A 13,785-nucleotide genomic window follows, 5' to 3' on the forward strand; every position below is an offset into this window, starting at 1 on the left:
CTCATACGGCCCTCAGCAGGACGCACATCCGCAACCCCGACACACTCGACGCCAGCAGGTAGAGCCCGTCCGGCCGGACGCCGCCGGCCGACTGCCGGTCGGCGAGGTTGATCAGCGGGTCCGCGGCGAAGCAGTGTCCGACCCTGGTGATGTTCGAGGTGTCCAGCTGGGACGGGAGGAACCCGGCCTGGACCTCCTTCATCATCACGATCGGCAGAAAGGTGTTGTTGTGCAGCAGCCCGTCGATCTCCTCGACGCGGATACCGGTCCCGGCGAACAACCGCTGGTTGGCCGCCTTGGCCAAGTCGGCGCTGATCTCGGTGCCCTGGAGCATGGAGGCAGGGTCCTGGGCGTGCGCGTCGGCGACCCACTCGTAGGACTCGGGAGCGCCGTCCACCTCCTGCGAGATCAAGCAGGCGGCCGCGCCGTCGCTGAACAGGGCGAAGTCGGCCAGCCGCGCGGACTCGTCGGGCACCGCGTCGGTGGTGATCACCAACACGGTCCGGTGTCGGCCCGCGGCGACCATCGTGGCGGCCGTCTGCAGACCGGTGAGCAGGGAAGCGCACCGGTTCAGGGTGATCCCGGTGACCGGGACATCGCTGAGTCCGAGGCCGCGCAGGACCGTCGCGATCAGGTCACCGTGCTCACCGACATCGCCGGGGAACGTGTTGGAACACAGCACGAGCGCATCGATCCCGTCCGGCGCGACGCCCGCCGCGTCAAGGGTCTGCCGTCCGGCCCGTACGGCGAGCGTGGCCGTGTCGAGTTCCGTACGGCGCACGGTGCCCCAGCCCCACATCGCGGCATCGGGCACCATCCGCCGGTCGTCCACGAACGCGGCGAATCCCTTGATCTCGGAATGATCCATCTCGACCTCGCCGAGCACATACCTGGGCGAGCGCAGCACTACGCGCGGGTCTTCAGTCGTTTTCATGTCAGCCCAGCCGCCTGCGCAGGAAGTCGGCGATCAGACGCATCGCGTTCCTGGACGTCTCCAGCACGGCCGAAAGCTGGAGAAAGCCGTGCGGAAGATCCTTGTGCGGGTGGAACTCCACCGGCACATTCGCACCTGAGAGCATTTTCGCGTATTCCTCGCCCTCGTCGTACAGCGGGCAGTACTCGGCCGTCAGCAGCAGAGCCGGCGGAAGTCCGCTGTGGTCGGTCGCCTTGGCCGGTGAGGCATAAGGCGATTCGCCGTCGGCGGGATCGGCGAGGTAGTGCTCCCAGAACCAGGTCGACGATTTCGCGTTGAAGAACATCGGATCGACGTTGTCGCTCATGGACCGCGTCGTGGCGTCGTTACGCGTCGGCGGATAGACGAGCACCTGGGCGGAGAGCGTCGGCCCGCCCTTGTCCCGGGCCATCAGGGCCATGACCGCGGCGAGGTTGCCGCCGGAGCTGTCTCCGGCGACGGCTATGCGGGCGGGGTCGGCGCCGAGTTCGGACGCGTGCTCCCCCACCCACCGCACGGCGGTGTAGCAGTCGTCGATGGCGGCCGGGAACGGGTGCTCGGGCGCGAGCCGGTAGCCGACGGACACGACCACACAGGGGGTCAGGCAGGCCACCGCGCGGCAGATGGCCTCGCATGTGTCCAGGGAGCCGACGACCCAGCCGCCGCCGAAGAAGTACACCACCACGGGGAGCGGATCGTCGTTCCCGCGCTGCGGGCGGTACACCCGCAGTGTCAGCGGACCCGCCGGACCGTCGATGTCGAAGTCGAATACCTCTTCGGGTTCTTTCACCCAATCCCAGATCTCGGCTTCGGTCTCCCGATCCGCTACCCGGGCCCGGTCCACCGACATGGTGTAAAGCGGCGTGAATCCGGTGGTGACACGGTAGTCCCTGATTCCCGCGTAGAGCGGATCAAGCGGCATGAAAAATCCCTCAGCTCCCAGGACTGCATCAAGAAAATCCGAACCGAAATCGAGAGTGGCACGGTCCCGGACCGCACCGGGTAACCGAGGTGATGAGCCGGGGCGGGAGTGAGTCAGCGCGATGTGTCCGTCCCATGAACTTGCCGCGGACGCGGCGGAATCGGTGGGGTCGTAACGTCCTCCTCCGGCGCTGCCGCGGGACGCGCCCACTGCGAGACCGACACCGAGCCCCGGGGCCCTGTGGACCCCGACCGGCCTCCTCGGGCCGCTGCGCGCGGCTCTGTCCGCGGCTGCGCCGCCCGGACGACGTGGTGGTCGCCGTTCATTCCTGATGGTTCGACATGTGACAGGAGGGAACCAGTGAGTGACTTCGAAGGGCTCGTGGCGATCGTTACGGGTGGCGCCGGGGGAATCGGTCTGGCCACGGCGAAACTGCTGACCAGCAGGGGTGCGAAGGTCGCCGTCCTCGATCTCGAGACGGAGGGCCTGCCGGACGACGTCTTCGGCGTCCGGGCCGACGTCGGCGATGACGCCCGGGTCGAGGCGGCGGTGGAGGCCGTGGTCGAGCGGTTCGGCCGCCTCGACATCGTGGTGAACAACGCCGGCATACCGGCGGTCGGCGATGTCGCCACGAACAGTTCCGAGGAGTGGCTGAACGTCCTGAACGTCAACGTGGTCGGCATGGTCCGGGTCGCCCGGTACGCCCTGCCGCACCTGCGCCGCTCACCCGCCGCGTCGATCGTCAACACGTGCTCGATCGTGGCGTGGGCCGGACACCAGACGCGCACGCTGTACTCGGCCAGCAAGGGAGCCGTGTACTCGCTCACCCTGGCCATGGCGACGGACCACGCCCGCGAGGGAATCCGTGTCAACTGTGTCGCGCCCGGCACGGCGGACACCCCGTGGGTGGAGAAGCAGCTGCAGGGGACGGAGGACCCGGAGGCCGCCAGGGAGTCGCTGCTCAAGTTCCTCGTGCCGGGCCGCCTGGTGACGGCCGACGAGGTGGCGGGCGCCATCGCCTACCTGGCGAGCCCGCTGTCGAGCGCCTCCGTCGGCATGATGCTCGCCGTGGACGGCGGCCAGCACAGCCTGCGCCTGCGGCCGCAGGACCAGCAGCACCTCATCGGGCGCTGAACCGTACCGAGCCTGCGGCCCCGGGACCATGTCCATGGTCCCGGGGCCGGGTTCGTATGGGGGTCGCACCTTCTACGGGAAGACGTGTACCCGCTCCGGCACGGTGGACGGGTCGCCCGGCCACAGCCGCATCTCCCCCACGTCCGGGCGCAGGATCACCGCCGCGACCGTGCGCTCCCGCCGGATGTCGCCGTTGTCCGGCACCAGGACCGGGGGCGTGGCGAGGAGCCGGTGATGGTGCTCCGTGTCGCCGGCCTTCGGGATGCCCGCGTCAAGGACCGTCCGAAGGCGCCGCTTGGAGGAGTTCTTGGCGAAGACGTTGATCTCGTCCTGCTCGGCGAGTTCGGCGTCCAGGAAGTGGTTCGTGTGCACCAGTTCGTCGCCTTCGAGGACGCGTCGCCGCGCCACCGTGGCCTCGACGCACACGGTCCGGTCCACGCCGCAGATCATGAACGCCCGCGAGCTGGCCAGCGGCAGCTCGCGGAGGATCCCGACGGCCTGCTCGACCGTGCCGGCGGTGTCGAGGACGTGCCGGATCGCCAGGTACGGCGGCACGCCCGGCCGCCAGTCGCCGCCGAGGACGAGGTTGATACCCACGGCGATCCCGGCGTCGTTGACACCGAGGTAGCCGAGGAGACCGGCGAAGCTGAGCACCAGGGAGCGGTGGCGCGGCCCGGAGACCGACAGCACGGCGATCTGGTCGTCGAGGTTGCCGTTCAGGTCGACGGTCTGGGCGAGCACCGGCCCACCGCCGGCCGAGGCGTACGTCGTGCAGTCCCCGGCGGTGACTCGGCTGTAGCCGATCAGCTCGCGGCGCAGTTGCAGCAGCCAGGCCGCGTCGCGGTCGATCCCGGCGCCGGCGGCGAGGCCGTCGATCTCGACGGCGAGGTCCGGCAGCGCTTCGGCGGTCACCGCGCGGTGGGCCGCGATGTCGGGCCGCAGCGCGTCGAGGTCGGCCGGCCGGTCGGTGAGGTGGCCGAGGCGGGCGAGCGAGTCGTCGAGAAAGCCGCGGAGCCGTCCGGCCAGCGCGCGTCCGTGGAGGAGACCACGGGCATGCGGCGAGCCGGACAGCTCCAGGAACGGCGCATCGGTCACGCGCACGGGTTGACCGCCCTGCCGACGCGGCGGAGCCGGTCCTCGACCGAGGGCCATTCGGCGCGGAGTACCGAATAGTAGATCGCGTCACGCCTGCGGCCGTCGGGCATCGGGTTGAAGCTGCGCATGACGCCTTCCTCGTACGCCCCGATCTTGCGCAATGCGGCGCGGGCCCGGACGTTGAGGACGTCGGTCTTGAACTCGACGCGCTCGGTGCCCAAGACGTCGAACGCGTGCTGGAGCAGCAGGTACTTGGCCCAGCGGTTGATGCCCCTGCCCTGGAAGTCGACGCCGAGCCAGGACCAGCCGATCTCCAGTCGCCCGTCGGCCTCGCTCAGGTTGCCGTAGCTGGAGCTGCCGGCGACCTGTCCGGTGCTCTTGTCCACGATGACGTAGACCGCGCGCTTGCCGACGGCCTGATCAGCGAGCATGGAGTCGAAAAACTGGTCAAAATCGGCGTCGCCCTCGACACGGGAAACGAAGTAGGTCCAGATCCGGTCGTCGAACGCGATCTTGCGCAGGGGTCCACGGTCTTCCTCCGAGATCGGGTGAAGTTCGACGTGCTCGTTTCCGAGGAGGGCGGAGGCGTGCCGGCTCCAGGCGTGGTGGGTCAAGGAACTCATCCCTTCACAGGGGCGTGGGGGCGGAGGGCGTCGACGACATTGCCGAGGGTGCGCATCCCGGCGAGGTCGTCCTCGGTGAAGTTGTCGAGTCCGATGTCCGCCGCCCTGCACAGGGAGGTCAGGAACAGGACCTTGTTGAGCGAGGTGATTCCGTAGGTCTCCACGAGGTTCTCGCCGAGGTCGAGGCTCGCGGGGTCCGGGTGGTCGCGCAGCACCCGGGAGAGCGTCTGGCGGGCCAGGGCGTCGAGGTCAGTGGACAAGGATGCCTGCCTTCGGGTTGTCGAGCCGGTCTCTGTAACGGTCCGCGATGCGCTTGCGGATCGGTTTGAACTGCGAGGTGAGGAGCCCGCCCTCGACGGTGAACGGCTCGTCGGCGACGATCACGCGGATGATCCGCTCGTCGCGCTCCGAAGCGGCGTTGACCGCGGCCAGGGCCTCGCCGATCGCGGCCGTGTCGACCGGTCCCGGGTGGGGTGAGACGACGGCGACCAGTCCGGCCTGGCTGGGGTGGTACGCGACGCATTCGGCCACCGCGCCGGTGTCGCGGAACCGCGTCTCGATCGGCCTGACGATGATCTTCTTGGCGTTGTCGAGGACGATGACGTCGTCGCTGCGGCCGAGGATGTAGAGGAATCCGTCCTCGTCGAGGCGGCCGAGATCCCCGGTGCGCACAATGCCGCCCGGCCGGAACATGCGCTCGCTGTCGCCCGACGCGGCGTACGTGTACGCGGTGTTGACCGGATGGTCGCTGCGGACGCAGACGATGCCCTCGTCGTCGATGACGATCTCTTTGCCGGGCAGCGCTCGGCCGACACTGCCCTCCCGGTGGGCCCCGGGATGGTTCTTGGTGGCGATGCAGGTCTCGTTGAGGCCGTAGCCCTCGAAGATCGCGAGGCCGACCTCACCGTAGAACCCGAGAGTCGCCGGGTCGGCGGGCGCCGAACCCGTCCACAGATAGCGGATGCGGTCGCCGAAGAGTTCGGCGGCGGCCTCGGCCGGTTCGACGCCCCCGGCGATGACGCCTTCGATGTGCCGCTTGGCCGTGTCGAAGAAGGCGGGGACGCCCATGACGACGGTGGGACGGACGGAGGGCAGCACGGCGAAGACGGACTGGTACGTCGTGATCGTGATGTCGTGGCCCCAGTACAGCGCCGAGTACAGCCAGTAACGCTGCTGAAGCAGCGAGAGCGGCAGGAACGTCAGGATGTCGTCGCCCGGCCGGTGCGCGAACAGGCTCTGCACGGCGTGCAGCGAGGAGTCGATGCTGCCGACGGTGGCCTCGAGTCCCTTGGGGACACCGGTCGATCCCGATGTGAACTTGACGGTCGTGCACTGTGTCGCGGCCCACTGCTCCGGCTCGAATCCGTCGGTGTCCTCCTCGGCGTAGTCGGCGACGGCCGAGATCGACAGGACCCCGGACGGAGCGTCGTCGGGCAGCCGGGCGTCGGTGTAGAGGGCGTCGAGGCCGTAGCGCTCGACCAGGTCGGCGTCGGGGCTGAATTTGCCGGGCTCGAACCCGGCGGTCTGCGCTCCGAGCATGAGCGCGGCGATGTCGAGCAGCACCCATTCGAGCCGGTTGGCGGAGAGGATGCCGATACGGTCGCCCGCGCCGATGCCCCGGCGGCCCAGCGCCGCGGCGACGGCCCTGGCCCGGTCGTGGAACGCGGACAGCGGCACGGTGGTGCGGTGGCCGAGTCCGGTGACGGTGAGCGAGCCGTCGTGTGTGGGCCGCTCGGTGATGATGCGGTTGATGATCGATACGGTCATCGCTGCTCACCGGTGCCGAAGAAGCGGGTGCCCGCGAGGGTGCAGCGGCTGCCGGGCTCGACCAGACCGACCGTGTCCGACCAGGCGTCGACGGCCGGGATGCCGAGGGCGGCGGCGAGCTTGGCCGAGAAGCGCGGCATCAGCGGCGCCGATGTGATGGCGAGCAGACGGGCCGCGGCCAGTTCGAGCGCGAGGGCGGTACGGGCCTCGGAACTCCACCGGCCGTGGTGGGCCAGGGCCGACTGCTGACGGGAGAAGGCGCGGACGTCGGTGACGATGCCGTCGAGCGCGGACGCGGCGGCCGTCAGCGAGAACCCCTCCGGGTTGAGGGCGGCCGTGACCTCGTCGAGCCGTATCGACAGGCGGGCCAGGAACGCGGTGTGCTCGGTCGTCCAGGTGCCCGCGTCGGGGGCCACGCCGTCGCCGTGCTTCTCGACGCGCTCGCCGAGACCGGTGAGCCACTCCTGCCACGCGCCGACGAGGGTGTCCGAGCAGGCGCGGTCGAACTCGGCGCGGCGGAAGTCGGTGCGCTCGCCCTCGGGCCGGGTGCGGGAGAGGTAGTAGCGCACCGCGTCCACGGTGTCGGGCGTGAGGATCTCCTTGCCCCAGATCGCGTGCCGCCGGCTGGTGGAGAACTTCTGGCCCTCCAGCAGATAGAACTCGTTGACGTGGTAGTCGATGTCCGGGTTCCACTCGGGGTGGGCGAGCCCGTACAGGACCGGGTAGAGAATCGCGTGGTAGAAGCTGTTGTCGTACCCGAAGAAGTGGACGATCTTCCAGTCCTTGGAAGGCGCCTCCTTCGACCACTGCTGCCCCATCCCGGCGCCGAGTCGCTCGATGCCGTGCAGGAAGCCGTGGCTCATCTCCGGCCAGACCCAGATGACCTGTCCGTCCAGGTCGTCGCCGGCGGGCCGCACGCCCCAGTCGGAGGGGTGCGAGACCGGCAGGTCGAGCGTCTTGCGGGCGAAGACTCGTTCGGCCAGCTCACGCAGCCGGGCCGGAACCCGGCCCCGCTTGTGGTGGTCGGCGACGGTGTCGGCGAACTCGTGCAGCGGCAGGGTGTAGCGCACGACCTCGCCGGTCTTCGGCGCGGCACCGCTCAGACGGGAGGACGGGTCGACGAGGTCGGCGACGAGGTTGGGCTCGCCGCACTCCTCGCAGATGTTGCCGCCCGCGCCGTGCGAGCAACTGGGGCAGACGCCGCCGATGTTGACCTCGTAGAGGTACTCGCCGGTCTCGGCGTCGAGCAGGGCGGGCGTCGCCCTGGGACGGACGTGCCCGGAGTCGACGAGCCGAGTGAAGTAGCGCTGAAGACCCTCGCGGTAGCCGTCCTCCGTGCTCGTGACGTAGTACTCGTCGACGCTGATGTCCATCGCGGCGAGCGTCGCGGCGATCTCGGCCGAGAAGTGCGCGGCGACCTCGGCGGACGTGGAGTCCTGGCGGGCCGCGACGGCCGTGACGTAGCTCTGGAAGTCGTCACTGCCGGTCAGGTGCCACGCCTGGTTGCCGATGAGGCGCTGGTAGCGGACGTAGACGTCGGCGCCGAGGTAGGGGCCGGAGAGGTGACCGAGATGGAGGTCGCCGTTGGGGGTCGGCGGCGTGGAGAACACGAACTGGGCACGGTCGGTGTGGTTCGCGCGGACGCGCGACGTCGCCGATGCACGGGCGCGGGCCGAGTCGCGCCAATACTGGGTCAGGAAGACCAGGTCCGTCTCGCCGGTGTTGGTGATGATGTGCGACTCGAAGGGCTCGAAGAGCACCACGGTGCCCGGGCGGACCGGGTGGCTGCGGCCGTCGACGGTCAGCTCGCCCGTACCGGCGACGATGACGAAGAACTCCGTCTCGTCGTGCCGGTCGGGTCGCGAGGAGGCGCCGGGGGCGACACGGCCCCAGCCGGCACCGACACCGAGACCCTCGACCGGGGACATCTCGATGCCGAAGGCGTCGGACAGTTCGGATTCGCTGTACTGGTTGAGGATCATGCCTGCCTCTGTGGTAGCGGGGAGGTGGCCCCGATCGGTGTGAGATCCAGGGCGGCGACCGTCTCGGCGGCGATGGCCGGGGCCAACCGGTAGCCGGAGCCGTTCGCGGCTCCGGCGAAGACCAGGCCGGGCAGCAGCTCGGCGACGACGGGCTCGCGGTGGAGGCTGTACGCGTCGCAGAACACCCGGCCCGAGGTGCACCGGGCCACCAGGCCGGGCGCGAAGCGGCCCAGGGCGGCGCGGGCGTCGTCGAGGTCGGACGGCTCCAGGCCGAGCCCGATGTCGTCGGGGGTGACGTCCCAGCGGTTGCAGGTGTAGCTGAACAGGTAGTGACCGCGCTCGTGGAGGGGCAGAAGGAACGCGTCCTCGTCGTGGAAGACCACGAGCGGATCGCCGGGTGCGGGGATCTCTTCGAGATGTGCGGCGACGACCTTCTTGACGCGCAGACCGAGCGGAGCGACGAGACCGGCCCAGGCGGGGTGCGCGATCCACGGGCCGGGGGCCAGGACGGCCCGGCGGGCGAGCAGCTCCTGCCCCGGGCCGAGAGCGAGGCGGTGGTGCTCGCCGTCGAAGGAGAGGTCCGTGACCTCGGTTCCCTCCCAAACGGTCACCCGATCGCGCAGTCCGGCCAGAACGCGCTCGGCGACTGCCCGGACGTCGGCGTAGTGGCACCCGTCCAGATCCCATGCCCGGGAGCCCGGCGGGACCGCCCGGCCGCGAGCCGGGGCGGACTCGTCACCGAGGCGCAGGTAGGTGGCGGAGACCGCGTCGGCGTCGCCGGCCGCGACCACCGTCGCACCCACCGCGCGTATCGGCAGGTCGAGTTCGGCGGCCAGGTGCTCCCAGACCCACTGGGAGTGCTCGGACATGGACCTGACGCGCTCGGTCGTCCCGCGCGGGAAGTGGACACCGGCCGAGCGGCCGGAGGCGCCCTGACCGATCAGGCCGCGTTCCAGGACGGCGACAGTCGCGTCGGGGAACGCGGCGACCGCCTCACGGGCGATGAGCGCGCCGATGACTCCGCCGCCGACGATGGCGAGGTCTACGCGGTCCACTGCGTGCCCCGTCCGCTCTTGGCCGACCAGTCGATGAACGACATCGCCATCTCGGGAGCGCTGCACCCGCGCAGGCGGTTGGCGATGCGCTGGGCCCGCCAGGCGTTCAGGCTCAGGTTCACGTCGGGCAGGCCGCGCTGGCCGCGTACCGCGTTCTGCACGAAGATCTTCCGGTCCGGCGGGCCGTCCCAGGCGACCGCGAAGTCCTCGTCGACTCGGACCTCACCGTTCTCGGTCTCGATGCGGTCCTTCAGGGGATCAAGGAACTTCTTGGGGGTGGGACGGAAGCCGGTCGCCCACACCACCGCGTCGACCGGGAGACACTGACTCTGGCCGGACTCGTCGTTGTGACGCAGCGTCACCTCGAACGTTCCGGTGGCCGTGCGGTCGGCGGACACGACGGTCCGGTTGGGCAGCAGCCCGAAGCGGTGCTCGTCCCGCTCGATGAACTGGAGCCGGTACAGCTGCTGGTAGATCGCCCGGAGGGTCGACTCGGATATCCCGTCCGAGCTGAGCAGGTGGGCCGAGTTGAGTTCGGCGCGCTTGGACTCCGACAGCCGGTAGAAGTACTCGGAGTACTCCGGCATGTAGAAGTCGTTGGTGAAGGTCGAGTCGTCGATCGGGAAGTAGTTGCGGCGCTTGGAGACCCAGGAGACCCAGGCCGGGCGCTCGGAGTCGGGCCGGGAGATGAGATCGAGGAAGGTCTCGGCCCCGGACTGGCCGCCGCCGACCACGACGATCCGCTTGCCCGCCAGATTGCGCGCGTGGTTCAGATACCGACTGACGTGGAAGTGGCCCGCGTCCAGGTACGGGAGGGCGAACTCGGGCACCCACGGTACGGTGCCGACGCCCACGGCGATGTTGTCGGCGGTGACCTGACGACGATCGGTGGTGACGCGGAAGACGCCGTCGAAGTCGACCCGTTCGACGGTCTCGGAGAAGACCACGTTCTCGTTCTTCTCGGCCGCCCAGGCCAGGTAGTTGCGGAACTCGGTGCGCGGCACCTCGGCGAACTGGGCGTTGAGGAAGTGGTAGATCCGGCCGTGTTCGTGCAGATACGACAGGAACGAGAACCGGTTGGTGGGGTCGGAGAGGCTCACCAGGTCCTTGAAGATCGACACCTGGAGGGTCGCACCGTTGATCAGCTGGTCGTCATGCCAGGTGAAACTCGGCTTGCGGTCGAAGAAGAGGTTCGGCTGTCCCGAATCGCCGTGCAGCAGCGCGGCCAGACTCAGGTTGGCCGGTCCTGCGCCGATACCGACGAGCCGGAGGTGACTGGCCTGCTCGACGGCACCGGACGCCGGCATCGGCTTCTCTACGGATCCCACGAAAGGTCCTTCCTGTGGAGGTGCAGGGTGTCGGCACGTTTCACGACGCCTTGGCGCGGCACCGTCGGTGTCTGCCCGTGGGCCGGGATCAGTGCGGTCGTTCTCGGACGGTTGTCCGGGGAGTGCGGGGCGGACCGGATCAGGCGAGCCGGTTGGGCCCGTTGCTCACCTCCTAGGTGTCGGCGGTGGCCCGGTGCGGACCGGGCGGCAGGCCCCCGGCGAGGACTCGTTCGATGCCGCGGGCAACGGTGACCGGGACGCTCCGGACCCTCGCGGTACCGACGGTCGTTGCCGGTTACGTCGAGTCGGCAGCGGCCGGCCCGGGTGTCACGCAGTGGCCTCCCCTGTCACGCAGGGGGGTCGGGCGTGCGGGGTCGGGAGTGCGGGTGGTGCGACGGAGGCCCGTCCCGGCCGTGCTTCACAGGGCGTCGGCGATCGTCATCTCGATGACCTCGGAGGACCCTTCGTAGATCCGCAGGGAACGGACCTGGCGGTAGAGCCGCTCCATCGGGCTGCCCGCGACGAGCCCGGCGGCGCCGAAGATCTGGACGGCGCTGTCGACGATCTCGCCCGCGGCCTCGGTGGCGTAGAGCTTCGCCGTCGAGGCGTGCTTGGCGTGATCGTGGCCGAGGTCCGTCGCCAGGGCGGCGCGGGCGGTCAGCAGCGCGGCGGCCGAGAGCTTGACGTCCATCCTCGCGAGCGAGGACCTGACGAGCTGGAGGTCGGCGAGTCGGCCGCCGTAGGCCCTGCGGGTACGGGCATGGCCGCGGGCAAGCCGAAAGGCGCGCCGGGCGAAGCCGAGCGCGGCGCCGGCCACGGTCGTCCGGGCCCGTTCGAGGGTGTCGAGAGCGACCACGAGTCCCTGGCCGCGCTCGCCGAGGACGGCCTCGGGGCCCACGCGGACGTCGGTGAAGGTCAGTTCGGCCCAGGAACGCGGCGCGATCGCGCCGATGGGCTCGGCCTTGAGACCGGGGGCATGGCCGTCGACGACGAAGGTGGTCAGGCCCAGCGGTCCCGGGCCGTCGCCCGTGCGGGCGAGAACGATGCACACGTCGGCGATGTCGCCCTGCGCGATCCAGGTCTTGGTCCCGTTGAGGACGAACCCGTCCCCCTCCGGGGTCGCCTCGAGCACCGCGGCAGCGAGGTCGGAGCCCGCCCCGGGCTCGGAGAGGGCCAGCGCCCCCGCACGGGTCCCGTCGGCCAGGCCCGGCAGTTCACGGCGACGCTGCTCGGCGGTGCCGTGGCGGGATACGGCGGCGGCGGTGAGCTCCTGGATCGAGTACGTGAAGTCGGCCAAGTCCTCGTGGTAAGCGAGAGCTTGGCGCTTCAGGCACAGGGCCCTCATATCGGAGTCCGGCTGGTCGGGGTCGAGGTGGTGCAGCCACCCCGACCGGCCGAGGTCGGTGAGCATCGCCCGTCCGACGGCGGCCGGATCGGTGGTGTCCGGCGACGCCCACGCCTCGGCCCGGTCCCCGCACCACTGCCCGATCTCCCCGGCGAGTGCGCGGTGGGCGTCGTCGTACAGCGGCAGGGTGAGGATGTCGGGGTCGAACACTTCGGAGAGACTCATCGTGATCCTCACTCGGATGGTCAATGCGGCGAGCGGCTCGGAGAACGGGCGGAAGCGACGCGGAGGGAGCGTGCGGTGCCCGCCGTGCCGCGTCGGCCTCTCACGTCGTGACAGGGAACGTCGCCTCGGCCGGCTGTTCTCCGGTATGCCGCCGGAGCAGGGGGCGGACTCCTTTCGAGCGGCCGTCGGCCGCGTCATTGGGAAGTTACGGCCACTGCGGCGCCGGGCACGTCCGCGACAAGTTCATCCGCCGGGACGCAGGGCGGTTACGGTGCTCCGTCGCTCCTGCGCACCGCGTTTACCCGGACGGGCGGGAATCCGCCGGGCGCCCGGGAGCCGAAACACATCCGGGGCCGGCCCCACTTGATCGAGGGCCGGCCCGGGCTTTCACCATGTGATCGAGGGAGCGGACAGCGCGGAATCACCCCGCGTGGCGCTTGAGTGTGAAGGCGAAGTCGCTGGAGCGTTTTCCGCTCAATCGAACCGCGGAAACGAGATCGCCTTCCATGATCAGTTGCTCGACCTCGGCCCGCGAAAGGCCACAGCCTTCCGCGATGAGCCGCACCGGCCTGACCGGAATGTGTGCGTCAAATCGAACCGAGACATCAATCACTTCACGGTCCGGATGATCCGATCCACCGGTGTCGAGCCGCCAGGCGTCGTTCCAGTCGAGAGCGATGTGATTGCGGCGCCGTATGACGCCGTCCTTGAGCAACTCGGCTGCCAGGGTGGGATCGTTCTCGTGCGCGCGGTCCAGTAGCTCGGGCCTGATCGAGCGCACGTTCGTCCGCTCGACAATGGTGATCTTTGTGGTTGCGCCGCATTGGGTGCAGAGCGCGAGGAGCCAGATATCGAGGAGTTTGTGGTTCGCGTTGACGCGGAACTTGCCGGTCGTCCGGAACGTGTCGGACGTACACACCTGGCAGCGGCGGCGGATGAGCGGCAGGCCCACCGGCTTGACTATCCAGTCATTGCGCACAGAAGTACCCCTGTTTTGGTGTGCGTTCGCCATGGAATCGAGCACGGTGCTCGACGTATTACTTCTCGGGAGCGTCGGGCTCGGCCTATCGGCCGGCGTGTCGTCACCCTGGAGACCGGACTGCTTGCGCTGACCGTCCCGGCACGTACGACGGACGCTACGGACGGATCGACGAGCCGCGCATCCGCGTCGGGATGAGTCACGGGTACGCGGTACGTGGACGCTCCGCTGCCGGGACTACGCGTCTCGCTTACGGTCTCGGCCTGACGGGATCGGCCGGCGGGCGTCCTGCCCGGGGTGTGGCTCCCCGCCGGAGCCCGGGTCCCGGGGGCACGGCGGGCAGATGGACGGTCCGGACGTCGAGGGGGGAAGCGGAGG

At 69.8% G+C, this 13,785-nt stretch carries 12 protein-coding genes; 1 reads left to right on the top strand and 11 read right to left on the bottom strand.

The annotated features are described in order from the left end of the window. Position 1: 1 nt before the first annotated feature. Both FNQ90_RS00075 and FNQ90_RS00080 read right to left on the bottom strand, forming a co-directional pair. Positions 2 to 907: a beta-ketoacyl-[acyl-carrier-protein] synthase family protein gene (locus FNQ90_RS00075; protein ID WP_323379696.1), complete on the bottom strand. Its 906-nt coding sequence runs from the start codon at positions 905 to 907 to the stop codon at positions 2 to 4. 28 nt (positions 908 to 935) lie between these two features. Then, positions 936 to 1,874: an alpha/beta hydrolase gene (locus FNQ90_RS00080; RefSeq protein ID WP_182604350.1), complete on the bottom strand. Its 939-nt coding sequence runs from the start codon at positions 1,872 to 1,874 to the stop codon at positions 936 to 938. 360 nt (positions 1,875 to 2,234) lie between these two features. On the opposite strand from FNQ90_RS00080, the gene FNQ90_RS00085 reads away from it, so the two are divergent. Further along, on the top strand, positions 2,235 to 3,008 hold the full coding sequence (locus FNQ90_RS00085; RefSeq protein WP_182604351.1) for an SDR family NAD(P)-dependent oxidoreductase: 774 nt from the start codon (positions 2,235 to 2,237) through the stop codon (positions 3,006 to 3,008). A 72-nt stretch (positions 3,009 to 3,080) separates the two neighbouring features. Here FNQ90_RS00085 and FNQ90_RS00090 read toward each other — a convergent pair whose 3' ends face one another. The 9 genes from FNQ90_RS00090 to FNQ90_RS00130 all read right to left on the bottom strand — a co-directional run bounded on the left by FNQ90_RS00090 (position 3,081) and on the right by FNQ90_RS00130 (position 13,407). Then, positions 3,081 to 4,103: a C45 family peptidase gene (locus FNQ90_RS00090; protein WP_323379697.1), complete on the bottom strand. Its 1,023-nt coding sequence runs from the start codon at positions 4,101 to 4,103 to the stop codon at positions 3,081 to 3,083. Continuing rightward, the gene (locus tag FNQ90_RS00095) at positions 4,100 to 4,726 is read right to left on the bottom strand and encodes a GNAT family N-acetyltransferase (RefSeq protein ID WP_182604353.1); all 627 of its coding nucleotides are present in this window, start codon (positions 4,724 to 4,726) and stop codon (positions 4,100 to 4,102) included. The genes FNQ90_RS00090 and FNQ90_RS00095 overlap by 4 nt, the downstream gene beginning before the upstream one ends. After that, positions 4,723 to 4,986, bottom strand: a complete 264-nt coding sequence (locus FNQ90_RS00100) for an acyl carrier protein (RefSeq protein WP_182604354.1) — start codon at positions 4,984 to 4,986, stop codon at positions 4,723 to 4,725. The genes FNQ90_RS00095 and FNQ90_RS00100 overlap by 4 nt, the downstream gene beginning before the upstream one ends. Next, complete coding sequence (locus FNQ90_RS00105) at positions 4,976 to 6,493, bottom strand: AMP-binding protein (protein ID WP_182604355.1); 1,518 nt, start codon at positions 6,491 to 6,493, stop codon at positions 4,976 to 4,978. Before FNQ90_RS00105 ends, FNQ90_RS00100 begins: the two co-directional genes overlap by 11 nt. Further along, positions 6,490 to 8,475 (bottom strand): class I tRNA ligase family protein, encoded by a 1,986-nt coding sequence (locus tag FNQ90_RS00110; protein WP_182604356.1) that lies wholly within the window; start codon positions 8,473 to 8,475, stop codon positions 6,490 to 6,492. The genes FNQ90_RS00105 and FNQ90_RS00110 overlap by 4 nt, the downstream gene beginning before the upstream one ends. Next, positions 8,472 to 9,530: an NAD(P)/FAD-dependent oxidoreductase gene (locus tag FNQ90_RS00115; protein ID WP_182604357.1), complete on the bottom strand. Its 1,059-nt coding sequence runs from the start codon at positions 9,528 to 9,530 to the stop codon at positions 8,472 to 8,474. The genes FNQ90_RS00110 and FNQ90_RS00115 overlap by 4 nt, the downstream gene beginning before the upstream one ends. Then, positions 9,518 to 10,837, bottom strand: coding sequence for a lysine N(6)-hydroxylase/L-ornithine N(5)-oxygenase family protein (locus FNQ90_RS00120; RefSeq protein WP_182604361.1), 1,320 nt, complete (start codon positions 10,835 to 10,837; stop codon positions 9,518 to 9,520). Before FNQ90_RS00120 ends, FNQ90_RS00115 begins: the two co-directional genes overlap by 13 nt. 439 nt (positions 10,838 to 11,276) lie before the next feature. After that, a complete protein-coding gene (locus FNQ90_RS00125; RefSeq protein WP_182604358.1) occupies positions 11,277 to 12,428 on the bottom strand; it encodes an acyl-CoA dehydrogenase family protein in 1,152 nt (383 codons plus the stop codon). A 421-nt stretch (positions 12,429 to 12,849) separates the two neighbouring features. Beyond that, the gene (locus tag FNQ90_RS00130) at positions 12,850 to 13,407 is read right to left on the bottom strand and encodes a DUF1062 domain-containing protein (protein WP_182604359.1); all 558 of its coding nucleotides are present in this window, start codon (positions 13,405 to 13,407) and stop codon (positions 12,850 to 12,852) included. Between the last annotated feature and the right edge of the window lie 378 nt (positions 13,408 to 13,785).

It is taken from the genome of Streptomyces alkaliphilus (assembly GCF_014141535.1).
GTDB lineage: Bacteria > Actinomycetota > Actinomycetes > Streptomycetales > Streptomycetaceae > Streptomyces > Streptomyces alkaliphilus.

Excerpts from the sequence above, each read along its gene's own strand:
- FNQ90_RS00105 (WP_182604355.1), bottom strand. The coding sequence starts at position 6,493 with ATGACCGTATCGATCATCAACCGCATCATCACCGAGCGGCCCACACAC.
- FNQ90_RS00125 (WP_182604358.1), bottom strand. The coding sequence starts at position 12,428 with ATGAGTCTCTCCGAAGTGTTCGACCCCGACATCCTCACCCTGCCGCTG.
- FNQ90_RS00095 (WP_182604353.1), bottom strand. The coding sequence starts at position 4,726 with ATGAGTTCCTTGACCCACCACGCCTGGAGCCGGCACGCCTCCGCCCTC.
- FNQ90_RS00110 (WP_182604356.1), bottom strand. The coding sequence starts at position 8,475 with ATGATCCTCAACCAGTACAGCGAATCCGAACTGTCCGACGCCTTCGGC.
- FNQ90_RS00080 (WP_182604350.1), bottom strand. The coding sequence starts at position 1,874 with ATGCCGCTTGATCCGCTCTACGCGGGAATCAGGGACTACCGTGTCACC.
- FNQ90_RS00120 (WP_182604361.1), bottom strand. The coding sequence starts at position 10,837 with ATGCCGGCGTCCGGTGCCGTCGAGCAGGCCAGTCACCTCCGGCTCGTC.